Source organism: Sphingomonas sp. CFBP 13720 (assembly GCF_014842075.1).
Taxonomy (GTDB): Bacteria; Pseudomonadota; Alphaproteobacteria; order Sphingomonadales; family Sphingomonadaceae; genus Sphingomonas.
This window is the reverse complement of the sequence record NZ_JACYVA010000006.1, coordinates 56,594-83,235: the sequence shown is the minus strand read 5'-3', so window position 1 is coordinate 83,235 and position 26,642 is coordinate 56,594. Positions and strand designations below refer to the sequence as shown.

The window sequence follows — 26,642 nt, the reverse complement described above, 5'->3', positions numbered from 1 at the left end:
GTTCCCCATCCCGATCACGTGTCAGCGCCGCAGCGTGTTCGCGATCCCCATCAGTTGGTCGGCCGCCTGAACGATCTGCGCATTCGCCGCATAGGCGCGCTGGATCAGCATCATGCGCACCATTTCCTCGGTCAGCTGCACGTTCGATCGCTCGACCGCGCCCTGCACCAATTGGCCCGCGCCATCCTCGCCCGGCGCCTGTTCGTCCGGCGGCGCATCGTCGGCCAATTGGTACAGTCCGCCGTCCAGCCGCACGATCCCCGCCGGATCGGCGACCCGGACCAGCCGGATCTGGCCCAGATCGATCGGCGCGGTGCCGTCCGCACCCTGCGCCCGGACCATGCCGTCGGTTCCGATCGACAGGCTGGTAGTGTCGTCGGGGACGGTGATGTTCGCCTTCAGCGCGAACCCGGCCGCGCTGCCCAGCACGCCGTCGTCCCCGATCGCCAGCCGCCCGCCGCGCCACAACAGCGTCCGCCCATCCGGCCCCATCAGTTCGATGAAGCCCGGACCGTCGACCGCGACGTCCATCGTGACCCCGGTGCGCTGCAACTCCCCCTGATCGTTCAGCATGAATTGCAGGTCGATGGCGACGCCCGACAAGGTCGGCGCGGTGGATTGCAGGTCGGCGGGCGACAGCGCGGCGTCCGGCCGGCTGGCGACGACATCGGCGAAGCGCACCTCCGACCGTTTGAAACCCGACGTGTTGATGTTGGCGATGTTGTTCGCGATGGCGTCCAGCGCCTGTTGCTGCGTCCGCAGTCCGATCGCGCCGATCTGATACGCGTCGCTCACCGACCGCCTCCGAAGACGCTCGCCGCGCGGCCCATCAACTCGTCGTACAGCTGGATCAGCTTTGCGCCGCTTTCCGCCTGGCGTACCGCGACCATCGTGTGCGTCATCTCGTCGCCCAGCGATACGTTGGATGCTTCCAGCATGCCCTGTCGCACCACGGCGTCGGTCGCCTCCGCCATGTCCGCATCGGTGCTCGCGAAGAAGCTTTCGCCGACGGCCGTCATCCGCGCCGGATCGCCGCCGCGATCGACCGCGACGCGCCCGACCGGTCGCCCGGCATCGACGATCGTTCCGTCGGCCATGATCGTCGCCGTCGCGCCGTCGATCGTCACGTCGCCGCCGCCCACCTGTTGCAGGACATAGCCCTGCGGGGTCACCAGCAGCCCCTCGCCATCGCGCCGAAACTGTCCCTGCCGCGTGTAGAGCGTGCGATCGCCGTCGCGCACCCGGAAATATCCGTCGCCGCTGATCGCCAGGTCGAATGGATTGCCGGTCTGCGACAGCGGTGCCTGCGCCCGATCGACATGGATCGACAGCGCGACCGGTTCCCCGACCGGGGCGGTGCGCGCCGCGATGGTCTCGTCGAAGCCGATCCGCCGTTTATATCCGGGGGTCGCGATGTTGGCGACGTTGTGCGCAGTGACGTCCAGCCGCATCTGCGCCATACGCATTACCGCAGTCGCCGAATCCACCAATCCCGACATGTCCGACCGCCCCGTTCCACCCACTGGGATGGTGATGCCGGACGGGGGCGCGAACGGACAGCGCAACAAACTCCGCTTCGGATGCGCCGAACCTCCAAAGCGGAGGGTTCGCGCCCCGAACGCCATGACCGTACGTACGGCGCGCGATACGGCGCCGGCGTTGCCGGTTACGATGACGACGACGATTTGCGTATTTGGTGAGCCCGTCGGGATTCGAACCCGAGACCTACAGATTAAAAGTCCGTTGCTCTACCAACTGAGCTACGGGCCCACACCCGATTCCGGCGCACCGGTCATCGAAGCGCCTCGCACTAGGGACGCGGACGGGCGCGGTCAACCAAATGCCGCAACTGTCGCACGCTGCGTCCGCTCACCGGATCGCGCCAGCCGGGCGCGACCTGCGCCAGCGGCCCCAGCACGAACGCCCGTTCGCGAAACGCGACATGCGGCACGGTCAGCCGTGCGTCGTGCCAGCATCCCCCGGACCACAGCACGATGTCCAGATCGATCACCCTGCTGCCCCAGCGCCGCCCGCGACGCCGACCGAACGCCCGCTCGATCGCCTTCAATCGCGCCAGCATCCCGGGCGGCGACAGACCGCTGTCGACCAGCACGACGCTGTTGGCATAGCGACGCAGCGACGGGCCCAACGGCGCGCTGCCGACGATCGGCGCGACCGCGGACACGCCGTCCAGTGCGGCGATTGCCGCACGCACTTCGTCGGCGGGCGCGCCGTGGCGCCCCGGCCGGTTCGATCCGATCGCGATCGCATAGCTGTCCATCGGCCCGCGCCTATCGTGCGACGGCGCGCGACACCACCGAATCCGCTTGTACGCGGCGCACACGGCGATAGCGTGGGGAGCAGTTAGTAAGGGGGAATACCATGTACCGCCGCCATTTCGTCGCGCTGATGGCGCTCGCGCCGCTCGCCCATGCGCTGCCCGCGCTGGCGCAACCCGGCGCGGCGGGCGATTTCGCGCGGCTGTCGCAACGGTATCTGGCGGGGTTCGCCCGGCTTCACCCCGCCAGCGCGACGGCGCTCGGCAACCATCTGCACGATGCCGAGGTCGAGGACCTGTCCGACGCCGGACGGGCGCGCGACGCGGCGTTCCTGCGCCAGACGCTGGCCGAACTGACAGCGATCGATCGTGGCGCGCTGTCACGCGACGATCAGGTCGATGCCACGCTGCTCGACAACGACCTGCGCTACCAATTGTGGACGCTGGAAGTGCTCAAGCCGTTCGAATGGGACCCGCAGGGGGCCGGCGGCACGATTTCGGGCGGGCTGTACGCGCTGGCGGCACGCGACTTCGCGCCGTGGCGCACCCGGCTGCGCGCCGCGACCCGACGGATCGAACAGGTGCCCGCGATGTACGCCCAGATGCGCGCCAGCATCGTCCCCGCCCGCGTGCCTCCCGTCTACGCGACCACCGTCGCCAAACAGAATGGCGGCATCCTCCAGATCGTGGAGACCATGCTCGCGCCGCACAAGGCGACCCTGCCCCGCGCCGACCGAACCCGCTTCGACCGTGCCGTCGCGACGCTGAAAAAAGCGGTTGCCGATCAGCAACGCTGGCTCGACACGGTGCTGGTCCCGGCGGCGAAGGGCGATTTCCGCCTCGGCGCGGACCTGTACGATACCAAGCTGGCCTATGCGCTCGTCTCGCCGCTGTCGCGCGCGGAGATCAAGGCCCGCGCCACCCGCGCCGCGACCGAGACCCGTACGGCGATGTACGCGCTGGCCCGCACGGTCCTGCGCGGCCGCCCCGGCGCGCCTGCCACCCCCGCCTCCCCCAGCCGTGCGCAGCAACAGGCGGCGATCGAGGCCGCGCTGGAACTCAGCTACGCCCGCCGCCCGCAACGGTCGCAGGTGATGGCGAAGGCGCGCGCGACGCTACAGCACGCCACCGCCTTCGTCCGTGAAAAGCGGCTGGTCCGCGTGCCCGCGACCCCGGTCGAAATCATCGAGATGCCGAAATTCCAGCAGGGCGTCGCCGTCGCCTATTGCGACAGCCCCGGCCCGCTCGAAAAGAACCTCGGCACCTTCTACGCCGTGTCGCCGATCCCCGCCGACTGGACCGACGCGCAGGCGACGTCGTTCCTGCGCGAATATAACGACTATATGATCCACGACCTGTCGATCCACGAAGCGATGCCCGGCCATTACCTCCAGATCGCGCATTCGAACGAGAACCGCTCGGTCCTGCGCGCGGTATTGTCGTCCGGGCCGTTCGTCGAAGGCTGGGCGGTCTACGCCGAAGGGGTCATGGCCGACGCCGACTATCTCGACGGCGACCCGCTGTTCAAGCTGACCGTGCTCAAGATGCGGATGCGGTCGATCACCAACGCGCTGCTCGACATCGGCATCCATACCGAAGGGCTGACCGAAGCGAAGGCGATGGAGATGATGATGCAGGGCGCGTTCCAGCAGGAGCGCGAGGCGGCGGGCAAATGGACCCGTGCCCGGCTGGGATCGACGCAGTTGCCCAGCTATTTCGTCGGGTACAGCGAACATACCGACCTGCGCCGCGATGCCCAGCGCCGCGACGGCACGAAGTTCGACCTGATGCGCTATCACGACGCGGTCCTGTCGCACGGCTCGCCCCCGACCCGCTACGTCCGCGCGCTGATGTTCGGGGAACCGATCGCCTGACGCACAGGCCGCCAGACGTCCCCCGTATCCCCGCGCTCCGTCACCCCAGCGAAGGCTGGGGTCTCCATGGGGAAGGCACCACGCTCATCCAGAATGCCGCAGTCCACTTCCCGCCCCAAAAGAAAGCAGGTTTTCACGCGAAGCCACGAAGGCGCAGAGAGAGAGAGAGAGAGAGAGAGAGAGACGCTATCGCGTACGGACGCCGCGCTACCCGGCCGGCCGTTCTAACCAGCCGCCCCACGCTATTTCCCGACCGCGAACGCCCCGCGATATTCGGGCTTCACCGTCCGCAGCACGGCGGCCGTCACCGGCAGCGTGTATTCATACGGCCCCTCGGCATAGGAACCGACCAGATACTGGTCCGCGATGATGCCGATCCGGTCGATCGCACGCCCGCTGGACGATCCGAGCAGTACCGTCACATCCTTGATCGGCGGACATTTTCCGAACACCGGGTCGTTTCCTGACACCTCGCCGATACGTCGCGCACGTTCGGCACGCATCCATCGGCACCAATCGGGCATCACCGCCGCCTGCAACGCCGCCGCCGATGCGAACACCGCCTTGGGTGCCACCCGCCGACCCGCGCGCCGGTCCCACAACAGGCCACCCGATGCGGTCCCGCCATGCGCCCCGCCGCTATAGCTGTAGTCGGTGACCGACAGGCTCAGGAACCGCGGCGTATCGGCGACGCGCTGCCACTGTTTCTGGGCCTCGTACTTCCGGTATGGATAGCCGTCGCGCGTCGCTTCGCGCTTCGCCGCCGCCGCATCGCGCGCGATCATCGCGCGTAGTTTCGCCTTGTCCGCCTCCAGCCAAGCCCGCAGCGGCGCGATCCGCCCCGCCTCCGCCGGATAACGATAGGCGAAGTCATAGTCCGCCGAGCCCGGTCCGGTCTGCGCGCCCGCCACCGGAGCCGCTGCGATCAAAGATCCGAGCATCACCAGCATCCGCATCGCCCACGTCTCCCTCGCCGCCCGCCATGCCCCCGCGCGGCTGTACAAAACCTGACCGTGCGTCAGTCGGCGAACAGCAGCACCGGCGTTTCCAGCAACCGCTTGACCGCCTGGACATAGCTCGCGGCATCGAAGCCGTCGACGACGCGGTGGTCGCAACTGATCGACAGGTTCATCAGCTTGGCACGGACGATGTCGTCGCCCCGGAACACCGGCCGCTCGACGATCCGGTTCGGGCCGATGATCGCGACTTCCGGCCGGTTGATGACCGGAGTCGTCGTGATCCCGCCCAGCGGCCCCAGCGAGGTCACGGTGATCGTGCCACCCGACAGTTCGGCCGACGTCGCCTTGCCGGTCCGCGCAGCATCCGCCAGCCGCGCGATCTCGGTCGACAATTGCCAGACGTTCATGTCCTGCGCGTCGCGGATCACCGGCACCATCAGCCCGGCATCGGTCTGCGTCGCCATGCCCATATGCACGCTGCCATGCCGCGTCACCACGCCGGCCTCGTCGTCGTAGCGCGCGTTCATCATCGGAAAATCGGGCAGCGTGCGACAGATCGCCACGATCAGCAGCGGCAGCAGCGTCAGCTTGGGCCGCGCGCCACGCGCACCGTTCAGATCGGCGCGCATCGCATCCAGCGCGGTCACGTCGATCTCGTCGACATAGGTGAAGTGCGGGATATGCCGCTTCGCCGCCGCCATATTCTCGGCGATCCGCCGCCGCATGCCGATCACGCGCACCGCCTCGTCCGGTCGGGCGCGGGAAACGTTCGGGGCGTGATAGCCCTGCGCGCTGCCATAGCGCAGGAACGCGTCCAGATCGGCATGGCGGACGTGCGGGCCGTCATGCCGCACCTGTGACAGGTCGATGCCAAGGTCTTTCGCGCGGGCACGGACCGCCGGGGATGCCAGTACGCCACTCCGTTCGCGGGCCGATGCCGCGTCGGTCGCGGCGGGATGGTCCTTCGGAACCTCTTCCGCCGCAACGGCCTCCGGCGTGGAGACATTCCGTTCCGCCACCACGGGCCGGTCAGGCTCCCCATGCGCCGGACGATCCTGGGGCGTCACGGCGGTTTCTTCAACCTCGTCCACGCCCGGATTCTCGGCCGCCACCCGCGCCGGCTCGACCGGCTGCACGACCTCTTCCGCCGTTTCGATCACCACCAGCGTCGCGCCGATCGCGACCTGATCGCCCGGTTCCCCGGCCAGCTTGACGACCGTCCCCGCGACCGGGCTTTCCATCTCGACCGTCGCCTTGTCGGTCATCATGTCGGCCAGCCGGCCGTCTTCCTCGACCCGGTCGCCGACCGCGACATGCCAATTGACGATCTCGGCCTCGGAAATACCCTCGCCGATGTCGGGCAGGCGAAACGAAAACAATGCCATGGCGATCTAGTCCTGCATGATCTTCTTGAGCGCCTGTCCGATGCGGACCGGCCCCGGGAAATACGCCCATTCGAGGCTGTGGGGATATGGCGTGTCGAACCCGGTGACGCGTTCGACCGGTGCCTCCAGATGGTGAAAGCACCGCTCCTGCACCTGCGCCGACAGTTCCGCGCCGAACCCGCCGGTGCGCGTGGCTTCGTGAACGATCATGCACCGCCCGGTCTTCTTCACCGACGCCTCGATCGCCTCGATATCCAGCGGCACCAGCGTGCGCAGGTCGAGGATGTCGGCATCGATGCCCATCGCCTCGACCGTCGCCAGCGCGACATGCACCATCGTGCCATAGGCCAGCACGGTCAGGTCGTTCCCCTCCCGCACCAGATTGGCCTTGCCCAGTTCGATCCGGTAGTATTCCTCAGGCACTTCGCCCGCCGGATGTTTCGACCAGTTCTGTGCCGGCTTGTCCCAATTGCCGTCGAACGGGCCGTTATAGATCCGCTTGGGTTCGAAGAAGAGAACCGGATCGTTATCCTCGATCGCCGCGATCAACAGCCCCTTGGCATCGTACGGCGTCGACGGGATCACGGTCTTGATACCGCTGACATGCGTGAAGATGCCTTCGGGCGACTGCGAATGCGTCTGCCCCCCGAAAATCCCGCCGCCGAACGGCGATCGCACCGTGATCGGCGCGGTGAAGTCCCCGGCGGAGCGATAGCGCAGCCGCGCCGCCTCGCTGACCAACTGGTCGAGCGCGGGATAGATGTAATCCGCGAACTGGATTTCCGGCACGGGACGCAGGCCGTAAGCCCCCATCCCCACCGCGACGCCGATGATGCCGCATTCGGTGATCGGCGTGTCGAACACGCGCGTCTTGCCGTATTTCGACTGCAACCCTGCCGTCGCGCGGAACACGCCGCCGAAATAGCCGACATCCTCGCCCATCACGATGACCGCGTCGTCGCGCGCCATCATCACGTCCATCGCGGAATTGATCGCCTGGATCATGTTCATCCGCGCCATATCAGTGGCCCCCGTCCATGCCGGCATCGTCCTTGCGCGCCCATGGGCGGCCCGATGCGGTTTCCTCGGCCATCATCTGCGCCTGCTGTTCGCGCAAATGCCACGGCATCTCCTCGAACACCCCATCGAACAGCGTGTCGAGCGGCTGGTGCAGTCCGTGACCCAGAATGCCGTTCGCCTCCGCCGCCTTCTGCGCCGCGCGCACCTGTTCGGCGACCTCGCGGTCCATCGTCGTGTGCGCGTCGTCGTCCCATTCGCCGATCGCCACCAGATGCGCCTTCAGCCGTGCGACCGGATCGCCCAGCGGCCATGCCGTCGGCTCGCCAGCGGACCGATATTGCGTCGGATCGTCGGACGTCGAATGGCCTTCGGCGCGATAGGTGAAATGTTCGATCAGCGTCGGCCCCTGGTTGGTCCGCGCGCGCTCCGCCGCCCATTGCGTCGCGGCGAACACTGCCAGCGCGTCGTTGCCGTCGACGCGCAGCCCGGCGATGCCATATCCGATCGCCCGCGCGGCAAAGGTCGTGGCCTCCGCCCCCGCAAACCCCGAAAAGCTGCTGATCGCCCACTGGTTGTTCACGACGTTGAAGATCACCGGCGCGCGATAGACGGTGGCGAAGGTCAGCGCCGAATGGAAATCCCCCTCCGCCGTGCTGCCTTCGCCGCACCACGTCGCCGCGATCCGCGTGTCACCCTTCGACGCACTCGCCATCGCCCAGCCGACCGCCTGCGGATATTGGGTGGTCAGGTTGCCGGAGATCGAGAAGAATCCGTGATCCTTCGCCGAATACATGATCGGCAACTGCTTGCCCTGCAACTTGTCGCCACGGTTCGAATAGATCTGGTTCATCATTTCGACCAGCGGATAGTCGCGCGCGATCAGGATGCCCTGCTGCCGGTAACTGGGGAACGTCATGTCGTCGCGGTCGAGCGCCATCGTGCCCGCCACCGCGATCGCTTCCTCGCCGGTGCACTTCATATAGAAGCTGGTCTTGCCCTGCCGCTGCGCGCGGAACATCCGCTCGTCGAACGCGCGCACCAGCGCCATGTTGCGCAGCATCCGGCGCAGCGTGTCGGGCGACAGGCGCGGGTCCCACGGACCGACCGCGCGGCCGTCGTCGGCCAGCACGCGGATCAGCGTATAGGATAGGTCGTGAAAGTCGTGCGGACTGGCGGCGGTATCGGGCCGGGACTGCGCGCCGGCAGGCGGCACGGTCACCGCTGCGAAGTCCGCCGTGTCGCCGGGGCGGAATTTCGGTTCGGGCACATGCAGCGCAAGGCGCGGCAGATTGGTGCGGCTGTCGCCGGTCATGCACTCTCCATTTCGTCCGCATCGCCAGGAACCGGTCGCGCAGACTCGTTACAAAGGCTTGTACTATAATTTCAACGCGCTTGGCGAGAGGCTGTTGCCGCATTCCCGCCCGTTTCAACGGAACCCGCGACCAGCTGACCCGTATGCTACTGCAAAACAAGGGAGATTAAAGTGGCGGAACTGGCTGGATGGATCGCGCCCGCCGCGACGATGATTGCGGCGATGATGACCGCCGCCAATCTCGGCGCGCGCGTGACCGGCTGGGGTTTCGTCGTGTTTACCGTAGGTTCGGTCGCGTGGACCACGGTCGGCCTGTCGAGCGGACAGACCAACCTCGTCTTGTCCAACGCTTTCCTGACGCTGGTGAACCTCGTCGGAATCTGGCGCTGGCTGGGGCGGCAGGCGACCTATGACAAGGGCAGCACCCGCGCCGCCACCGCCAGCGCCCGTCGCGACGTGCCGACGCTCTATCCCGCCGGCGGCATCGTCGGCCGCAACGTGACCGGCCCCGATGGCGCGACGATCGGCACGATCGTCGATGCGATGCTGGGATGTGCCGACAACGCCATCGCCTATGTCGTCATCAGCACCGGCGGCATCGGCGGCGTCGGCGAAACGTTGCACGCCATGTCGCCACGGGAACTGGTGTTCGGCGCGGACGGCGTGACGACAACGCTGGAGGCCGAAGCCATCCGCGCCCTGCCGCCCATCGCAGCCGACCACTGGCCGGAAAGCCTGTAGCTCCTTCCCGCACCGGACAGGCTGCGGACGTTACTCCACCGGAAACCCCCGACGCCGGAACAATGCGGTCACGTCGGGGTCGCGTCCGCGAAACGCGCGATACGCTTCCTTCCGGTCGGTCTCGTTCCCGGTCGCCAGCAGCGTCGTGCGGAACCGGTCCGCCGTCGCCTTGTCCCACACGTTGCCGGTCGCTTCGAACGCGGCCCAGGTATCGGCGTCCATCGTTTCCGACCACAGATAGGAGTAATAGCCGGCCGAATAGGCATCCGACGCAAACAGGTGATTGAACTGCGGCAACCGGTGCCGCATCACCATTTCCTTCGGCATCCCGATCCGTGCCAGCGTGTCGCGTTCGAACGCCGCCACGTCGGCCACCGGTTCGGCGCGGTCGTGCAATTCCATATCGACGATCGCCGACGACAGATATTCGACCGTCGCGAACCCCTGGTTGAACGTCGACGACTTGTCGATCTTGTCGACCAGCGCCTGCGGCATCGCCTGTCCGGTCTGGTAATGCTTCGCGAACCGGTCGAGCACGTCGCGCGTCAGCAACCAGTTCTCGTTCACCTGGCTGGGATATTCGACGAAGTCGCGCGGCGTGCCGCTCAATCCGGGATAGGTCACGTCCTGCACCAGCGAATGGATCGCATGGCCGAATTCGTGGAACAGCGTGGTCGCATCGTCGAGGCTGATAAGCGTCGGCTGGCCCGCCCCGCCCTTCAGGAAGTTGTTGTTGTTCGACGCCAGCACGTTGGTATCGCCGCCCAGCTTCTGCTGCCCGCGATAACGCGTCGCCCATGCCCCCGACCGCTTGCCCGACCGCGCGAAATTGTCGAGATAGAATACCCCGACATTCGACCCGTCGCGCGCATCGGTGACGACGAACGTCCGCACGTTCTTTTCGAACACCGGGATCTGCCCGGTATTCTCCGTGAACTTCAGGTCGTACAACCGTCCCGCCGCATAGAACGCAGCCTGCACGATATTGTCGAGTTGCAGATATGGCTTCACCTCGCTTTCATCGAGGTCGTATTTCGCCTTGCGCACCTTTTCGGCATAGAACCGATAGTCCCATGGCGCGATGGTGATGCCCGTCCCGGCGATCGCCTGCATGTCCGCCACTTCCTCGCGCACCCGCGCCACTGCGGCGGGCCAGACGCGCATCATCAGCGCCTTCGCATTGGCCGGCGTCTCCGCCATCGTATCGTCCATCCGCAGATACGCATGGTTGCGGAAGCCGAGCAGCTTCGCGCGCTCCTGCCGCAACTTCAGGATCGTCGCGATCGTCGCCTTGGTATCGTTGGCGTTGCCGTTGTCGCCACGCATCGTGAAGGCGCGCCACACCTTTTCCCGCAGACTGCGATCGGCGGCATAGGTCAGCACCGGCGCGACCGACGAGCGCGTGTTGACGATCGCCCATTTGCCGGCCAGCCCGCGCTCGTCGGCGGCGGACTTCAGCGACGCGACGAAGCTTTCGGGCAGTCCCGCCAGTTGCCGGGCATCGTCGACGACGATCCACGTTTCCTCATCGGCCAGTACCTTGCGGCTGAAGTCGTTGTACACGCCCGACAATTGCTGGTTGATCGCGCTCACCTGCGTCCGCTGCGCATCGTTCAGCAAAGCGCCGCGCCGCACGAAACTGCGATAGGTCCGCTCCAGCAACCGCATCTGCTGCGCATTCAACCGCTGCGTGGCACGGGTGTCGTACGCCGCCTTCACACGCTGGAACAGCTTCGGGTCGAGGAACAGCTCGTCGTTGAACTTCGACAGTTTCGGCGACCATTCGCGATCGATCGCCTGCACGTCCTTGTCCGCCAGATTGCTGGTATAGACGCCCCACATCGAACCGACCCGGTCCATCATGTCCCCGGCCAGCTGCATCGGCTCGATCACCGTCGCGAAGGTCGCGGGGCGGCGGTCGTCGCGGATCGCATGGATCTCGCGCCGCATGTCCGCCATCGCCACCGGGAACGCGACCGGGAACATCGCCGCCGTCACCTTGTCCCATGGCGGCACCCCTTCATAGGGTCCGGTCCATTTCGCGGTCAGCGGGGTGGCGTCGATGGCGGCAGGAGCAGGGGCCGGGGCGGCGGCGGGGGCAGCAGGGACAGGCGCTTGCGGCATGGCGGCTCCAACGGCAGGCAGGGCAAGGGCACTGGTGGCAAGCAGCGCGCCGATACGTGCGATCATGAAATACTCTCTCAATGTCGAATGGTGCGGAGCCTAGCCATCGGGAGCCGCTTGGCAAGTTGCGCGTTGGTGCGCGAACGAAACGATCACGGGGCAACATGCAGATCACCACCCTTGCCGAACTCGACCGCGTCCGCGACGAAGCGCGCCGCCTCGTCACCAAACGCTCGCTCGTTTCCGCCGGGGCAGCGGCGGTGCCGATTCCGGGTGCCGATCTGATCGTCGATGCCAATATCCTCACCAAACTGCTGCCGGACATCAACCATCGGTTCGGACTGGACGCGGCACAGGTCGCCGCGCTCGAACCCGCGCGCGGCAAACAAGTCCTGCTGATCGCTGCCAATCTCGGCAACGGCGTCATCGGCCGTTCGGTCACGCGCCGCATCGTCACGATGCTGATCCGGCGTATAGGCGCACGATACGCCACCAAATCCCTCCTCCGCTACGTCCCTTTCGCCGGACAGGTGGCGGCGGCGGGGATCAGTTTCGGTGCGATGAAGCTGGTCGGCAATGCGCATATCGACGACTGCTACGAAACGGTCCGCCGCACGCTGGCATGATCGACGCATGAATTGACGAAGGTTTTCTACGCGAAGGCGCGGAGGCGCAAAGACGTTGCGGCGGCGACGATTGTCATGATCCAGTTAATCGCCTGCCCCCTTCTTGTCGAGTGAAGTTAAAAGACTTGCCGCACCACTGGCGCAGGCTGTCCAGAGCATGAGGATTCCCAGTATGCCCGTTCATGCAGAGTAGCGACTGAGCAAAGTCGAAGGCGCGTATCGAAGCACTGCTCCGGCTCCTTCGATACGTTATTTCGACAGGTCCAATGGCACTCAAGATAGAACGTCACGCCTCTGATTCTTTAGTCTCTGGATTACGAACAACCCGGACCCGACCGCTCCACCGGACACAACCCCCCGAGCCTCCGCGAGAACCTCCTTCTTCGCGCTATCGCGTGCACCAACACATGGTGGCACACCCGCGCGATCCCGGCTAAGCCGGCCGCCCGCCCCGGAGCACGTGCGCATGTCCATCCTCGGTCTCGATTTCGGCACGACCAACTCGGTCCTTGCCCGCGCCGACGGCGACGGCGCGACGCTGGTTCCGCTCGACGCGCCTTCGGGAACGGACGCCGTCTTCCGCTCGGCGCTGTGCTTCTGGCAGGACGAGGTGCCCGGCGGCATCGCGGTCGAGGCGGGGCCATGGGCGATCGACGAATATCTCCATTATCCCGAAGGATGCCGCTTCCTCCAGTCGTTCAAATCGGTCGCGGCCAGCCCCAGTTTCGACACTGCGCCCATCTTCACCAAACGCTACCGGTTCGAGGATCTGGGCGCGCGCTTCCTCGAACGGATGCGTGCGCGGTCGCATGGTGCGCTCGATGATGCCGAACGGATCGTCGTGGGCCGACCGGTGACCTATGCCGGCCATCGCCCCGACGAGGCGCTGGCCCGCACCCGCTATGACGCGATGTTCGCCGGGTTGGGTGCACAGATCGCCTATGTCTACGAACCGCTCGGCGCGGCGTTCAGCCATGCCGCCGCGCTCGATCACGCCGCCACGATCCTCGTCGCCGATTTCGGCGGCGGCACCAGCGATTTCTCGGTCGTCCGGCTCGAATCGCCCGGCGCGGACCGGCGCGCACGCCCGTTGGGCCATGCCGGCATCGGCATCGCGGGCGACCAGTTCGATCGCCGTATCCTCGACCGGCTGGTCCTGCCGCTGCTGGGCAAGGGCGGCACCTATCGATCGTTCGACAAGGTGCTGGAGATTCCCGCCGGCCACTTCACCGATTTCTCCGACTGGTCACGCCTTGCGCTGATGCGCAACCGCAAGACCATGGCCGAACTGGACAAGCTGCGCCGCGCCGCGACCGATCCCGACGCGATCGAACGGATGATCGCCGTGATCGAGGGCGAACAGGGCTATCCGCTCTACGACGCCGTCGGACAGGTGAAGCGGGCGCTGTCCGTACAGGACGACACGATATTCCGCTTCGAAGGCGGCGGGATCGCGATCGAGGCACCCGTGACCCGCGCCCAGTTCGAACACTGGATCGCCGACGACCTAGCGCGCATCATGGCCACGGTCGACCGCGCGCTGGAAGTCGCCGCGATCGACGCGCACGCGATCGACCGCGTGTTCCTGACCGGCGGCACCTCGCTCACCCCGGCGATCCGCAATGCGTTCGCCGCACGCTTCGGCGAGACGCGGCTGGCATCCGGCAACGAACTGACGTCGGTCGCGCACGGCCTCGCACTGATCGGGCAGCAGGACGACATGGCGGCGTGGCTGGCCTGACGGGACGTGGTTCCCGCTTTCCTACACGCACCCGGCCCGGCATGGTGGCGCACGTTCTTTCGCATCGCCGGGCTCATAGCATGATGCGTTTAGGGTCGCCCGTTCGTGCTCAGTAGCGACCGAGCGCAGTCGAAGGCGCGGATCGCAGCAACCGTGGCAGTCCTTCGATACGCTATTTCGCCACCTGATATCATCGCGCGCTAGCACCGACTGCAGCCGTTATCCGCCCGCAGCCGTCTTCCCGCGCAGGCGGAAATGACGGCTGGAAGAAGGCGGCCCGGACGCGCATCGCGAAGCATGAACGACGCCGCGCGAAACTGCGCACGAGTGTGACTTTCGTGACCTTTGGCGCTCCGACCGACCGCCCGGTCCTTATATTACCGACTGTTCGATCGTCCCGAAGATCGGATGATGCCGATCGTCCTCCGCCCAGATCCGCACGGTATCGCCGGCTTTCAGAAACGGGGTGACCGCCGCCCCGCCCCGGATCGTTTCGATCGTACGCACTTCGGCAAGGCAGGAATAGCCGACGCCGCCCTCGCCCACCGGCGTGCCGGGACCACCGTCCGCGTCGCGGTTCGACACGGTGCCCGATCCGATGATCGTCCCCGCGCCCAATGCCCGCGTCTTCGCGGCGTGGGCGATCAGCGTGCCGAAGTCGAACGTCATGTCCACGCCCGCCTGCGCCCGCCCGAACGGCTGGCCGTTCAGGTCGACGCACAGCCGCCGGTGCAGCTTGCCGTCGCTCCACCATTCGCCCAGCGCGTCGGGCGTCACGAACACCGGCGAGAATGCCGATGCCGGCTTGGACTGGAAGAAACCGAATCCCTTGGCCAGTTCGCCGGGGATCAGCCCACGCAGCGAAACGTCGTTGGTCAACCCGACCAGCCGCACCGCCGCCAGCGCCTCCGCACGGTCCGCGCCTGCCGCCACATCGCCGGTCACGACGACCACCTCGCCTTCGAAATCGCATCCCCATGCCGGATCGCCCGCCGGGATCGGATCGCGCGGCCCCAGGAACCCGTCCGACCCGCCCTGATACATCAACGGATCGTGCCAGAAGCTGTCGGGCATCTCCGCCCCGCGCGACTGCCGCACCAGCGCGACATGGTTCACATAGGCCGATCCGTCCGCCCATTGATACGCACGCGGCAACGGCGCAGCGGCGTCGCGTTCGTGGAACCGTTCCTTGGGAATGACGTCATGGTCCAGATCGGTGGCAAGGTTGCGCAGGTCGCCTTCCACCCGGTCCCAATCGTCCAGCGCCGCCTGCAACGTCGGCACGATCGAACCGGCATCGGCATACCATGCCAGATCGGTCGACACGACGACCAGACGGCCGTCGCGGCCCTGCTTGAGGCTGGCGAGTTTCATGGGTGCGCTCTCCTGATCGCGATCGTTGGCCCCCGTTGTGCGCGCCCGTTTACGCGAAGTCGAGCCGGTCCCGTCGTCACAATCCTGCAATCCATCCCATGCCGGTGTGGACGCGCGCGCGCGACCGGCCTAGTGCGTCGGCGATACGCGCAGGCATAGGGAATAGGTGACGTGGCGAACGTAGCGGTGGTCGGTGCCCAGTGGGGCGACGAGGGCAAGGGCAAGATCGTCGACTGGCTGGCCGAACGGGCCGACATGGTCGTCCGGTTCCAGGGCGGGCACAATGCCGGCCACACGCTGGTCGTCGGCGGCAATGTGTACAAGCTTTCGCTGCTTCCCTCCGGCATCGTGCGCGGCACGCCGTCGGTCGTCGGCAACGGCGTGGTGCTCGACCCATGGGCGCTGAAGGCGGAGATCGAACGGCTGCGTGAACAGGGCGTTTCGGTCACGCCCGACCTGCTGATGATCGCGGAGACCTGCGCCCTGATCCTGCCGTTCCATCGCGACCTCGACGGGCTGCGCGAAGACGCCAGCGGCGCGGGCAAGATCGGCACCACCCGGCGCGGCATCGGCCCGGCCTATGAGGACAAGGTCGGCCGCCGGGCGATCCGTGTGTGCGACCTCGCGCATCTCGACCAGCTCGAACCGCAACTCGACCGGCTGACCGCGCATCACGATGCGCTGCGCGCCGGCTTCGGCGAACCCGCCATCGACCGTGCGGCGCTGGTCGCGGAACTGCGCGAGATCGCGGGCTTCGTCCTGCCCTATGCCCAGCCGGTGTGGCGCGTGCTGGCCGACGCCCGCGCACGCGGCAAGCGCATCCTGTTCGAAGGCGCGCAGGGCGTGCTGCTCGACATCGACCACGGCACCTATCCGTTCGTCACCTCGTCCAACACCATCGCAGGCACCGCTGCCGGCGGGTCGGGCATGGGTCCGGGCGCGGTCGGTTTCGTGCTGGGGATCGCCAAGGCCTATACCACGCGCGTCGGATCGGGTCCGTTCCCGACCGAACTGGAGGACGCCACCGGCCAGCGGCTGGGCGAACGCGGTCACGAATTCGGGACGGTGACCGGGCGCAAGCGTCGGTGCGGCTGGTTCGACAGCGTGCTGGTGCGACAGGCGGCGGCGGTATCGGGCATCACCGGCATCGCACTGACGAAGCTGGACGTGCTCGACGGGTTCGACGAAATCCGCATCTGCACCGGCTACCAATTGCGCGGCGAGACGCTCGATTATTTCCCCGCCCATGCCGCCGACCAGATGGCGGTCGAACCAATGTACGAAACCATTCCCGGCTGGTCCGAATCCACGGCGGGCGCACGTAGCTGGGCCGAACTGCCGGCACAGGCGATCAAGTACATCCGCCGTATCGAGGAACTGATCCAGTGCCCGGTGACGCTGGTATCGACCAGCCCCGAGCGCGACGACACGATCCTCGTGCGCGATCCGTTCGCCGACTGATCGAATCGGCCGATCAGAACTGACGTCGCTCCAGCGCAGGCTAGGGTCGCCCGCGGCGGAGCGCACCGACAGCCACGAACGACGCCACCCGGCGCTGGCATGACGAGATCGACGCATAAGAAAGGCCCGCCCGGATCGCTCCGGGCGGGCCCTTTTCATGCCGGCTATCAATCGATCAGCGCGGCGTGCCGGTCGTACCCGGCGTGGTCGTGCCGGACGGATTCCCGGTCGTGGTCGTCGGCGCATCACCAGTGGTGGTCGGCGGCGTCGTATCGTCCGTCGTTGTGGTGGTCGTCGACGTCGTCGTGTCGTCGGTCGGCGCCGTCGATTCGCTCGGACGGCTCGGGTCCGACGGCACGGGGTTCGTCGGGCCGGTCGTCGATGGCAGCGGCTGGGTCGGCCGCGACGGATCGACCGTTCCCTGCGTGGTGGTCGGCGGGGTCTGGCCCTGGGTCGTCGGCACCTGTGCAACGGCGGCGGTCGCTCCGCCAAGGATCAACAGGCTCGTGAAAATAGTCTTGCGCATCGAAATTCTCCTTGCATCAAGCAGGAGACACAAGCCTCGAAACGCCGAAAGGGTCCGAAACCCCTACTCGTCTTATCCTGTGTTTCACTCATTTTCACGGCAGACCGTGACCGATCAGCGGTAACTTTATCCGATCTGCCCGCGATGACGCAATTTCTGGTCGGCCAGCACCAGTGCGACCATCGCCTCGACCACCGGCACCCCGCGGATACCGACGCACGGGTCGTGGCGCCCCTTCGTCGCGATCGTCGTCGCCTGTCCATCGGGACCGATCGTGTCGACGGGCGTCAGGATCGAACTGGTCGGTTTGAAGGCAACGCGTAGCGTCACAGGCTGTCCGGTCGAAATGCCGCCCGCGATCCCGCCCGCATGGTTCGCCATGAATTGCGGTCCGCCTTCGCCCGGCCGCATCGGATCGGCATTCGCCTCGCCCGACAGTGCGGCCGCCGCGAAGCCATCGCCGATCTCGACGCCCTTGACCGCGTTGATCGACATGGCGGCGCTCGCCAGCTCGGCGTCCAGCTTGGCATAGAGCGGCGCACCCCAGCCCGCCGGAACGCCCTCCGCACGGCAGGCGACGACCGCGCCCAGCGAAGACCCCGCCTTGCGCGCACCATCGACCAGCGCTTCCCACCGTGCCGCCGCCGCCGGGTCGGGACAGAAGAACGGGTTGCGACCGATCTCCGCCGCATCGAACCGCGCCGGATCGATCGCATCGCCGCCGATCGATTCGACCCATGCGGTGATCGTCACTTCGGGAATGACCAGTCGCGCCACCCCACCCGCCGCGACCCGCGCCGCCGTCTCACGCGCCGACGATCGCCCGCCGCCGCGATAGTCGCGGAAGCCGTATTTGGCGTCGTAGGCGTAATCGGCATGACCGGGACGATACGCCTTGGCCACGTCCGAATAGTCCTTCGACCGCTGATCGACATTCTCGATCATCAGGCTGATCGGCGTGCCCGTGGTCCGCCCGTCGAACACGCCCGACAGGATACGCACCGCGTCCGGCTCACGCCGCTGCGTGGTGAACCGGCTCGTCCCCGGCCGTCGTGCGTCGAGGAATGGCTGGATATCCGCTTCGCTCAGTGTCAGTCCAGGCGGACACCCGTCGACCACCGCGCCCAGCGCCGGGCCATGGCTTTCGCCCCATGTCGTGAAACGGAACAGATGACCGAAACTGTTGTGGCTCATGCGCCCTCCCCCAATGCCGCAAAGGCGGGCGCGTGCGTCGCCACGCCGGGCGCATGGACGCACGGGCCGTCGTTCAGCCGGATGCCCATCAGATGGTCGCCGGCATAGGGACTGTCGAACCCGCGCGCCGTCGCCGCATCGAACCCGAACCGGCCATAATAGCCGGGATCGCCCAGCACGAAGCCCAGTTCGACGCCCGCACTGCGCAGATGCGCGATGGCGGCGGCCAGCAGCGCCTCGCCTACGCCGTCCCCGCGCGCCTCGCGCATCACCGCCAGCGGCGCGATGGCGACGCCGCGCACTTCGCGCGTGTCCGCCGTGACGTGCATGCGGCTGGCGGCGATCATCCCGACCACCGCGCCTGCATCCTCGGCGACCAGCACCAGCACCAGATCGCCGTCGATCGCCAGCCGCTGGACCAGCTGCGCCTCCGCATCACGCGGAAAACACGCGCGCAGCACCGCATCGACCGCCGGGGCATCGGCGGCGGTCGCTGAACGGATGATGCTCATCGGGTTCAGGCCAGCGCGATGTCGGGTGCGTCCTCGGCCTTCATGCCGATGACGTTGTAGCCCGCATCGACATGATGGATCTCGCCGGTGACGCCGCTCGCCAGATCGGACAGCAGGTACAATCCCGCGCCGCCGACATCGTCGATCGTGACGTTGCGGCGCAGCGGCGAGTTCAGCTCGTTCCATTTCAGGATATAGCGGAAATCGCCGATGCCGCTGGCGGCCAGCGTCTTGATCGGCCCAGCCGAAATGGCGTTCACCCGGATGTTTTCCGGCCCCATGTCCATCGCCAGATACTTGACCGACATGTCCAGCGCGGCCTTCGCCACGCCCATCACGTTGTAATGCGGCACGACCTTTTCCGACCCGTAATAGGTCAGCGTCAACAGGCTGCCGCCGTTCGGCATCAACGCCCGCGCCCGCTTCGCCACCGCGGTGAACGAATAGACGCTGATGTTCATCGTCATCAGAAAATTGTCGAGGCTGGTATCGTAATAATGTCCGCGCAGCTCGTTCTTGTCCGAAAATCCGATCGCATGGACGACGAAGTCGATCGTCGGCCACCGCGCCGCGACCGTATCGAACGCGGTATCCAGCGCGCCCATGTCGGCAACGTCGCATTCGATCAGGAAATCCGCGCCGAGTTCCGCCGCCAGCGGACGGACCCGCCGTTCCAGCGCCTCGCCCTGATAGGTGAAGGCCAGTTCGGCCCCCTGCGCGGCCAGTTGCTTGGCGATGCCCCATGCCAGCGATCGATCATTGGCGAGGCCCATGATAACCCCACGCTTGCCCTGCATCAGTCCGCTCACGCAACTATCCCTTTTTCGTCGTTCACCGAACCCTCTAGCGCGGGGCCGGGGGTTTCCGCCAGCGCCGCGTTCAACTCTCCACCGATCACGACGCCAAGACCGACGATGAAGAAGAAGAACAGCGCGATCATCACGCCGGCCAGACTGCCATAGGTGCGATCATACCCGCCCAACGCGTCGATCGCGAGCGGCAAGAGCTGCGTCGTGCCGATCCACACCCCGGCGGTCAACGCCGCGCCGGGCCATTTCGGACATTTCGAATAGCGATATTTCTTCGGCGCCAGCGAATAGAACAGGATGTACAGCGCGCCGAACAGCGCCAGTGCGGGCGCGATCTTCGCGACCGAGAGATAGCCAGCATAGGGCGCCAGGAACGGCAGCGCGCGATAGATCAGCTGTTCGACGCCGACCAGCACCACCTGGAAACTGAATGCCAGCATCAACAGTACTACCGACCCGACGATCAGGCCGATCGATCCCAATCGATATTCCCAGAACGGACGGAAAAACGGCACGCCATAGGCCTGTCGCAGGATCGACCGCACTGTTTCGATGAAGCCGGTCGTCGTCCACAACCCGACCAGCGCACCCAGCCATAGCAGCGACCCCGACCGCGCCTGCAACACGTCCAGAATCGGTTGCTGCAACACGGTGGCGACTTCGGGCGGCACGGTCTGCAGGAACGCCGTCACCGCATGGATGCTGTCCTGCCCCCGCCCGAACGCCCGCGCGATCGCCGCCGCGACGATGAAGAACGGGAACAGCGTCAGCAGCGATAGATAGGCAAGGTTGCCCGCATGGGTGAACCCGTCGTTATACGTGCCGATCGCGACGCGCTTGACGACCTCGATCGTCCGCGCGGGCAGATGCAGCCGCGACAGCGCCGGCCGACCTTCGCGGCGGCGGACTTCGGGGCTTTCGGGGGACGGCTGGTTCACGGTCGCGCGGCTCCGGCCGGTTCAGGAACCGGTCAAACCCCGAACTTCCCGCGCGGGTCCATCGTCCGCCCTTCCCAGCCCGCGACGAATTCGGCCAGCGCGGCGTCGTCGGCGGGCAGGTCGACCAGCAACGTCACCAGTTGATCGCCGCGCGCACCGTCCTTTCGGTGAAACCCGCGCCCTTTGAGCCGCAGCGTCTTGCCCGACGTCGATCCTGCGGGCACGCTCAGCATCACCGGGCCCTCGACCGTCGGCACGCGCACTTTCGCGCCGAGTACCGCCTCGGCCAGCCCGACCGGCAGGTCGATGCGCACATCGTCGCCGTCGCGGGTCAGGAAGCGATGCGGCTGCACCTCGATTGTCACGATCGCATCGCCCGCGCCGCCTGGTCCCGGATCGCCCTTGCCCGACAGCCGCATCTGCGTTCCCGTCTCGACGCCGGGCGGCAGCTTGAGGTCGATCGTCTTGCCGTCGGCCAGCGTGATACGCTGCGGACTCAGCGTCGCCGCATCCTCGAACGGCACCTTCAGGCGATAGGCGACGTTGCCACCCTTCACCTGCTGCTGCTGCCGCTTGCCGAAACCGCTGGAGAAACCGCCGCCGGCGGTGCCGCGACCGCCGAACAGCCCTTCGAATATATCCGAAAAGTCACCGGCCCCGCCATCCGGGCCCGGTTCGAACCCGCCGCGCCCGCCCGGTCCGGGGCGGAAGCCGCCGGGTGCCTGACCATAGCCGAACGGAGAGGCGGGATTGCCGTCGCCGTCAATCTCGCCACGATCGAAACGCGCGCGCTTCGCTTTGTCGGTCAGCAGGTCATACGCCTGCGTCACCTTCGAAAAACGATCGGACGCGGCCTTGTTGTCCTTGTTGCGGTCGGGATGCAGTTCCTTGGCCAGCGTGCGATACGCTTTCTTGATATCCGCTTCGCTCGCGTCGCGCGCGACGCCCAGAACTGCATAAGGGTCTGCCATGTCGCGTAGCTAGGGCCAGCCGCGCGGAACGGCAATGGTCCTGCGCGCGCCGATGCCCCAAAACGATGCCATCCCCAACCCCGGTTCAACGATCGTTCACGCCCGGAACGGCATCGGTCACCCCGGACGCCCAATCGAAAGAGTGCAAATGATCATAACCTGTTCCCGCCGCCGCATTCTCGGCTGGGCCTCGCTGCTGCCGCTTGCCGGGCTGGCCGGCTGCGCCACGCCGCTTGGCAGCTACGGGATCGACGAAGGCGTTCGCCGGCTGTTGACCCTGTCGAGCCAGCGCGCGTTCGAACGGCTGATCCGACCGGGCGGCTTTTACGACGACCAGCTGACCCGGCTGACACTGCCGGAGACCGGTGGGCAGAACGGGGTGCTGGCGGCGGTGCTGCGCACCAATGCCGTACGCGGGCGGATCGCGATGGCGATGAACGACGTCGCGGTCGACGCCGCCGATCGTGCGACCCCGATCGTGCTCGACGCGATTCGGGGGCTGACGCTGAACGATGCGCTGGCGGTCCTGCGCGGCGGTCCGACGGCAGCCACCGATCTGCTCGCCCGATCGACGCGCGGCGCGGTGGTGGAAGCGCTGTTCCCGGAATTCGCCAGCGGCCTGCAATCCGACGCCGCCGAAATCCTGTCGGCGATCGTCACGGCGCAGACCGGCATCGACTACACCGCGATCGCCCGTTCCGCCGCCGATCAAGCGGGTGCCGCCATCTTCCGCGCGATCGGGCGCGAGGAAGCGGCAATCCGCGCCGACCCGCGCCGCAGCGGCGATCCGGTCCTCACCGCGCTGCTACTCGGGACGGGACGCTGATAGATCAGCGGAACGGATAGGCGACGCCGCAGGCCGCTCCCGAAGGCGGACAGCAGGGCGTGCGGGTCAAGGAATGGTCTGTGCGGGTATGCCCATCGGTCGTCGCGGAAGCACTATGGCATCCCCCACGCCCGCCGACCCTGACGGAGTCGACCGACACTCCGCAAAACCGGCTTCCACTCTGCTCCGGGTGTCATGCCAGAACAGGTCAACCAACCCCGGCATCGCCGATCGACGGCAGCCGGTTGCCCGACCTACGACCCGTATGCCGTAGCGCATGCCGCGACTGACCGGCTCACCTACGACCAGACGGTCCGCCGCCGATCGAACCGCCGCTCTTGAAACGCAGAAGGCCGGAACGACATCCGTCGCTCCGGCCCCCGCAACTCGATCGAACGATTAGAATGCGGCGGTCAGCGAAACCAGTCCGGTGCCGGCCGCGATCGGGCTGCCGTTCGTGGTCTTGCTGAAGTTCGGCGTCAGGTAGAACGCCTCGCTGTTGGAAATGTCGGTGTCGACATAGGCGACACCCAGCGTCAGGTTCTTGTACGTGAAGTCCGCACCCAGCGACCAGTCCCAGTATTTTCCAGTCGGGGCAAGGCTGGTGCCGTTGGGGCCGAGACCCGGATTGCCGTCCGAATATCCGATATGCGCCTTCAAGGTCACCGGTGTATTCGGCACGCCCGCAGCGGCATCGCCCGACAGGTAGATATTATCTTCCTTGCCGCCGTCACCCGCGATGAACGGCGTGGCCGATGCGGTGACATAGCTGAGCGAAGTCTGCTTGGGCGCATAGAAGACGCCTGCGGTCAGCGTGGCGGGACCGGCCGTACCCGTCAGCTTGCCATAGAATTCGACGACGTCGGTTTCGTCGAAGCCGCCCGGATAGGTGTACCACGTCACACCGACGTCCACCGTCGCGGTGTCGAACGTCTTCTTGTATCCAGCGATCAGGTCGAGTTCGAGATTGGCGCCGCCGAACGTGCCCCATCCGGCAAGGTTCGAACCCCAGGTGCCGATATAGACGCCGCTTTCGTGCGCGATGGTGATGCCGCCCTGTACCGCGACGTTCTTGTCGGTCTGCGACACGCCGCGGAAACGATAGTCGGACGCGACGCTTGCGCTGCCGCTGATCGTGATCGGTTCGGGGGGAGCGGTGTCCTGCGCCATGGCCGGCATGGCGAATGCGGAAGCGAGGAACGCGGCCGGGATCAGTTTCGAGAATCGCATCGTAAACCCTTTCTGTGGTTACGGGATGATTCTCCTGCGTCGTCGGTTGCCGCTGTTTACGTGATCCTCAAAGGACCCGTGCGGTCTGACCGTCGAGACATGCTATTGCCCAACCGTTCCGCGCCGCACAATGAAAATTGCCGAAACGATTGCGATGACGCGCATGCTGTTGCGCCATCGCAACACACCGGGACGACGGCGATGCCGCCGCCCCGTTCGCCGGGTCAGTCGCGGATCGCGAGGATCGCGTCGATCTCCACCACCGCGCCCAGCGGCAGCACCGGTACGCCAACCGCGCTGCGGGCGTGACGCCCGGCATCGCCGAACAACGCAACCATCAGTTCCGACGCGCCGTTCGCGACCTTCGGCTGGTCGGTGAACGTCGCCGCCGAATTGACGAACACGCCCAGCTTCACGACCCGTTCGATCCGGTCGAGGCTGCCCAGCGCCTTTTCGGCCTGCGCCACGATCATCAGCCCGCATTTCTGCGCGGCGGTGGTGGCGAAGGCGAGGTCGCGGTCCTCGCCCGCCCGGCCGGTCATCAGTTCGCCGTCGTCGAACGGCAACTGCCCGGACAGATGGAGCAGGCCACCGCCCTCGACCGCCGCGACATAAGCGGCGACCGGCGCGGCGGCGGCGGGAAGGGTCAGGCCGAGTTCGGCCAGCTTTGCGGGGATGTCATATGCCATGGTCGTGTTCCTCGACCGACGCGCCCGCGCCGTCAAGTCCGTGCCGGTGCACGCTCGGCGAAGCGTGCCTCGATCCAGCGCTGCGCCTCCGTCCAGTCGTCGATCCGGGCATGCGCGGCGGGCGCGGGCGGGACGTGCGGGGCCAGGGTCGGTTCGGACACCATGTGCAGCCGGTGGACGCCCGGTGCCTCGTCGGCGACCGATTGATGATGCACCGCCAGATCGTCGACGAACACCGCGACCGACGCGCCATATTCGGCGACCAGCCGCGCGACCGGCGTCCCCTTGCCGCCCTGATTGCATTCGACACGGTGCACAATGCCATGCGCCGCGAGCTGTTCGATGCGGTGCGACCGACAATGATCCTGCAAATTGGTCAGCACGACGATGTCGGCCTGTTCCGCCAGCGTCGCCAGCGCCGTCCGCGCATGCGGCACCAGCGTCTGCCGCCCCATCTGCGCCGGAAAGAATCCGTCGAGCAGCGCCCACATCTCGTCGCGTTCCAGCACGGTGCCATCGGCGCGGGCCATCGACGACGCGAAATCGCCGCCCGACATGCGGAAATCGATCGCGTGCGCCTCGTCCAGCCATGTGCCGAAATGACGCACCATGTGCAGCAGCACTTCGTCGCAATCGGTGATGAGCAGCGGCTTCATTCAGGACTCCAGTGTCATGCGGGCACCGACCAGCGCGGTCGGGGCGACGCCCAGCGCGTCGGCGCAGGCGATCAGATCGGGTTCGTGCGCCTCCAGATATCCCAGCAATTGCGCCAGAAACGCCGGGTCGGCCGCCCGCGCGCGCAACTCCCCCGGATCGATCCCGGTCAGCGCAAGGAAACGTTCGGCGCGCGTCGGATCGCCGACGACCCATGCCAGCGCGCCCAGTGCCAGCGTCGCAGCGTCTTCGTTTGTCTCCGTCCCGCGCATCGCCTAGACAACCTTTCGAACCTTGGTGGGGAAGCGAAGACGCGCGTGGCAAAAAGGGTACTCGTTGTCGAGGACAACGAACTCAACCTGAAACTGTTTTGCGACCTGCTGCGCGCACACGGATTCGAAACGGAGCCGGTGCGCGACGGGCGTGAGGCGGTGACGCGCGCGCGCGCGTTCCAGCCCGACCTGATCGTCACCGATATCCAATTGCCGCACATGACCGGTCTGGAACTGATCGCGATGCTGAAGGCCGATACGCGCCTTCGCACGATTCCGATCATGGCGGTCACCGCCTATTCGGGACGCGACGACGAGGATCGCGTCCGCGCCGCCGGGGCGAACGCCTATATCACCAAACCGATTTCACTTGCGCGCTTCATCGGGGAGATCCGCGCACTGTTGCCCGAGACGGACGGCACGACCGGCACGGAATAGCGCGCCCGTGCGGGTCGCGCGTTCAGTCGAGCGTGACCCGCGCGACCAGCATCGTCAGCGCGGCCGACGCCGCCGCCGCGACCCACAGCGCCGCCAGTCCCAGCCAGTGCCACCACAGCGCCCCTGCCACCACGCCCGCGACGAAGCCGAGCCACAACAACAGCTCCCGCCGCAGGCCGGGCGCTTCCTTTTCGCCCAACAGGCGCCGGGCCAGACGCTGTCCGATCCGCACCAGCGTCCCGGTCATGTAGGTCAGACCGATCCGCACCTCCCCGCCCGGCGCGACGACCCCGTTCTGTGCGCCCATCGCGGCGGCCAGCGGCAACATGGCAAGCGTGATCGGCACGAAGCCGGACAGCGCCGCGCCGCATGCCAGCAACAACGTGACGACGCCCATCACCGCTTCGGGCCGACGTGCCGCACCGAGCCGTTCGGTGGCCGCCGCGCCCGCGATCGTGCCCAGCATCGTCCCGCATACGAACGCCAGCAGCAGCGCGGCAGCCGTCGCAGCCGCCCCGCTCCACCCGTCGGCAAGGCCTATGCCCAACCGGGTCGAATTGCCGCTCATGAACGAGGCGAAGAAACCGCCAAGGCTCTGGAACGCCAGCGCGTCGACCACACCGGCCAGCGCCGCGAGCAGCGTGGTCGCGAGAGTCGCGGCAGGGGTCAGGCGTCGCATCGCCTTCCC

27 protein-coding genes and 1 tRNA gene are annotated in these 26,642 nt (G+C 66.8%); 7 read left to right on the top strand and 21 right to left on the bottom strand.

Going from position 1 to position 26,642, the window contains the following annotated elements; translation table 11 throughout:
* Window positions 1–21: 21 nt before the first annotated feature.
* The 4 genes from IFT55_RS17705 to folK all read right to left on the bottom strand — a co-directional run bounded on the left by IFT55_RS17705 (window position 22) and on the right by folK (window position 2,281).
* Window positions 22–795 (bottom strand): flagellar hook-basal body complex protein, encoded by a 774-nt coding sequence (locus IFT55_RS17705; protein ID WP_192092690.1) that lies wholly within the window; start codon window positions 793–795, stop codon window positions 22–24.
* Window positions 792–1,499, bottom strand: coding sequence for a flagellar hook-basal body protein (locus tag IFT55_RS12900; RefSeq protein ID WP_192092688.1), 708 nt, complete (start codon window positions 1,497–1,499; stop codon window positions 792–794). Before IFT55_RS12900 ends, IFT55_RS17705 begins: the two co-directional genes overlap by 4 nt.
* Before the next feature lie 195 nt (window positions 1,500–1,694).
* Window positions 1,695–1,770 (bottom strand) — tRNA-Lys (locus IFT55_RS12895).
* Window positions 1,771–1,810: 40 nt separating this feature from the next.
* Window positions 1,811–2,281, bottom strand: coding sequence for a 2-amino-4-hydroxy-6-hydroxymethyldihydropteridine diphosphokinase (folK, locus tag IFT55_RS12890; RefSeq protein ID WP_192092686.1), 471 nt, complete (start codon window positions 2,279–2,281; stop codon window positions 1,811–1,813).
* Window positions 2,282–2,382: 101 nt separating this feature from the next.
* Here folK and IFT55_RS12885 point away from each other — a divergent pair, with 101 nt between their 5' ends.
* On the top strand, window positions 2,383–4,152 hold the full coding sequence (locus tag IFT55_RS12885) for a DUF885 domain-containing protein (protein ID WP_192092684.1): 1,770 nt from the start codon (window positions 2,383–2,385) through the stop codon (window positions 4,150–4,152).
* Between the two features lie 242 nt (window positions 4,153–4,394).
* Here the strand turns inward: IFT55_RS12885 and IFT55_RS12880 are convergent, their stop codons facing one another.
* From IFT55_RS12880 to IFT55_RS12865, 4 genes are all read right to left on the bottom strand, one after another.
* Window positions 4,395–5,108: a DUF4163 domain-containing protein gene (locus IFT55_RS12880; protein ID WP_249403810.1), complete on the bottom strand. Its 714-nt coding sequence runs from the start codon at window positions 5,106–5,108 to the stop codon at window positions 4,395–4,397.
* A gap of 62 nt (window positions 5,109–5,170) precedes the next feature.
* Entirely contained in the window at window positions 5,171–6,496 is a 1,326-nt protein-coding gene (locus tag IFT55_RS12875) for a dihydrolipoamide acetyltransferase family protein (RefSeq protein WP_192092682.1), read from the bottom strand.
* 6 nt (window positions 6,497–6,502) lie between these two features.
* The gene (locus IFT55_RS12870) at window positions 6,503–7,507 is read right to left on the bottom strand and encodes an alpha-ketoacid dehydrogenase subunit beta (protein WP_274604046.1); all 1,005 of its coding nucleotides are present in this window, start codon (window positions 7,505–7,507) and stop codon (window positions 6,503–6,505) included.
* A 10-nt stretch (window positions 7,508–7,517) separates the two neighbouring features.
* Window positions 7,518–8,828: a thiamine pyrophosphate-dependent enzyme gene (locus IFT55_RS12865; protein ID WP_192092678.1), complete on the bottom strand. Its 1,311-nt coding sequence runs from the start codon at window positions 8,826–8,828 to the stop codon at window positions 7,518–7,520.
* 171 nt (window positions 8,829–8,999) lie between these two features.
* Between IFT55_RS12865 and IFT55_RS12860 the strand changes: the two genes are divergently transcribed.
* Window positions 9,000–9,569: a PRC-barrel domain-containing protein gene (locus tag IFT55_RS12860; RefSeq protein ID WP_192092676.1), complete on the top strand. Its 570-nt coding sequence runs from the start codon at window positions 9,000–9,002 to the stop codon at window positions 9,567–9,569.
* 30 nt (window positions 9,570–9,599) lie between these two features.
* Here IFT55_RS12860 and IFT55_RS12855 read toward each other — a convergent pair whose 3' ends face one another.
* Complete coding sequence (locus IFT55_RS12855) at window positions 9,600–11,759, bottom strand: M3 family metallopeptidase (protein WP_192092674.1); 2,160 nt, start codon at window positions 11,757–11,759, stop codon at window positions 9,600–9,602.
* Between the two features lie 98 nt (window positions 11,760–11,857).
* Between IFT55_RS12855 and IFT55_RS12850 the strand changes: the two genes are divergently transcribed.
* Together IFT55_RS12850 and IFT55_RS12845 are read left to right on the top strand one after the other, a co-directional pair.
* On the top strand, window positions 11,858–12,319 hold the full coding sequence (locus IFT55_RS12850) for a hypothetical protein (protein WP_192092672.1): 462 nt from the start codon (window positions 11,858–11,860) through the stop codon (window positions 12,317–12,319).
* 466 nt (window positions 12,320–12,785) lie between these two features.
* Window positions 12,786–14,060 (top strand): Hsp70 family protein, encoded by a 1,275-nt coding sequence (locus IFT55_RS12845; protein WP_192092670.1) that lies wholly within the window; start codon window positions 12,786–12,788, stop codon window positions 14,058–14,060.
* Window positions 14,061–14,432: 372 nt separating this feature from the next.
* Here IFT55_RS12845 and IFT55_RS12840 read toward each other — a convergent pair whose 3' ends face one another.
* A complete protein-coding gene (locus IFT55_RS12840; RefSeq protein WP_192092668.1) occupies window positions 14,433–15,434 on the bottom strand; it encodes a fumarylacetoacetate hydrolase family protein in 1,002 nt (333 codons plus the stop codon).
* Window positions 15,435–15,605: 171 nt separating this feature from the next.
* Between IFT55_RS12840 and IFT55_RS12835 the strand changes: the two genes are divergently transcribed.
* Window positions 15,606–16,895 (top strand): adenylosuccinate synthase, encoded by a 1,290-nt coding sequence (locus tag IFT55_RS12835; RefSeq protein ID WP_192092666.1) that lies wholly within the window; start codon window positions 15,606–15,608, stop codon window positions 16,893–16,895.
* 175 nt (window positions 16,896–17,070) lie between these two features.
* Here IFT55_RS12835 and IFT55_RS12830 read toward each other — a convergent pair whose 3' ends face one another.
* The 6 genes from IFT55_RS12830 to IFT55_RS12805 all read right to left on the bottom strand — a co-directional run bounded on the left by IFT55_RS12830 (window position 17,071) and on the right by IFT55_RS12805 (window position 21,845).
* Window positions 17,071–17,421 (bottom strand): hypothetical protein, encoded by a 351-nt coding sequence (locus IFT55_RS12830; protein ID WP_192092664.1) that lies wholly within the window; start codon window positions 17,419–17,421, stop codon window positions 17,071–17,073.
* Between the two features lie 126 nt (window positions 17,422–17,547).
* On the bottom strand, window positions 17,548–18,615 hold the full coding sequence (gene aroC / locus IFT55_RS12825) for a chorismate synthase (protein WP_192092662.1): 1,068 nt from the start codon (window positions 18,613–18,615) through the stop codon (window positions 17,548–17,550).
* Window positions 18,612–19,127 (bottom strand): GNAT family N-acetyltransferase, encoded by a 516-nt coding sequence (locus tag IFT55_RS12820; RefSeq protein ID WP_192092658.1) that lies wholly within the window; start codon window positions 19,125–19,127, stop codon window positions 18,612–18,614. Before IFT55_RS12820 ends, aroC begins: the two co-directional genes overlap by 4 nt.
* Window positions 19,128–19,132: 5 nt before the next feature.
* A complete protein-coding gene (gene fabI, locus IFT55_RS12815; protein WP_342029309.1) occupies window positions 19,133–19,936 on the bottom strand; it encodes an enoyl-ACP reductase FabI in 804 nt (267 codons plus the stop codon).
* A complete protein-coding gene (locus IFT55_RS12810) occupies window positions 19,933–20,874 on the bottom strand; it encodes a YhjD/YihY/BrkB family envelope integrity protein (protein ID WP_192092656.1) in 942 nt (313 codons plus the stop codon). The genes fabI and IFT55_RS12810 overlap by 4 nt, the downstream gene beginning before the upstream one ends.
* 32 nt (window positions 20,875–20,906) lie before the next feature.
* Window positions 20,907–21,845: a DnaJ C-terminal domain-containing protein gene (locus IFT55_RS12805; RefSeq protein ID WP_192092654.1), complete on the bottom strand. Its 939-nt coding sequence runs from the start codon at window positions 21,843–21,845 to the stop codon at window positions 20,907–20,909.
* 148 nt (window positions 21,846–21,993) lie between these two features.
* Between IFT55_RS12805 and IFT55_RS12800 the strand changes: the two genes are divergently transcribed.
* A complete protein-coding gene (locus tag IFT55_RS12800; protein WP_192092653.1) occupies window positions 21,994–22,671 on the top strand; it encodes a DUF4197 domain-containing protein in 678 nt (225 codons plus the stop codon).
* 399 nt (window positions 22,672–23,070) lie between these two features.
* Here the strand turns inward: IFT55_RS12800 and IFT55_RS12795 are convergent, their stop codons facing one another.
* The 4 genes from IFT55_RS12795 to IFT55_RS12780 all read right to left on the bottom strand — a co-directional run bounded on the left by IFT55_RS12795 (window position 23,071) and on the right by IFT55_RS12780 (window position 25,516).
* Window positions 23,071–23,901 (bottom strand): TorF family putative porin, encoded by an 831-nt coding sequence (locus tag IFT55_RS12795; protein ID WP_192092651.1) that lies wholly within the window; start codon window positions 23,899–23,901, stop codon window positions 23,071–23,073.
* 224 nt (window positions 23,902–24,125) lie between these two features.
* A complete protein-coding gene (locus IFT55_RS12790; protein ID WP_192092649.1) occupies window positions 24,126–24,590 on the bottom strand; it encodes a RidA family protein in 465 nt (154 codons plus the stop codon).
* 32 nt (window positions 24,591–24,622) lie between these two features.
* Window positions 24,623–25,246 (bottom strand): HAD family hydrolase, encoded by a 624-nt coding sequence (locus IFT55_RS12785; protein WP_192092647.1) that lies wholly within the window; start codon window positions 25,244–25,246, stop codon window positions 24,623–24,625.
* Window positions 25,247–25,516, bottom strand: coding sequence for a DUF3572 domain-containing protein (locus IFT55_RS12780; protein ID WP_192092646.1), 270 nt, complete (start codon window positions 25,514–25,516; stop codon window positions 25,247–25,249).
* A 45-nt stretch (window positions 25,517–25,561) separates the two neighbouring features.
* Between IFT55_RS12780 and IFT55_RS12775 the strand changes: the two genes are divergently transcribed.
* A complete protein-coding gene (locus tag IFT55_RS12775) occupies window positions 25,562–25,954 on the top strand; it encodes a response regulator (protein WP_192092644.1) in 393 nt (130 codons plus the stop codon).
* A gap of 22 nt (window positions 25,955–25,976) precedes the next feature.
* Here IFT55_RS12775 and IFT55_RS12770 read toward each other — a convergent pair whose 3' ends face one another.
* Window positions 25,977–26,633, bottom strand: coding sequence for a YoaK family protein (locus IFT55_RS12770; RefSeq protein ID WP_192092642.1), 657 nt, complete (start codon window positions 26,631–26,633; stop codon window positions 25,977–25,979).
* Window positions 26,634–26,642: the final 9 nt, after the last annotated feature.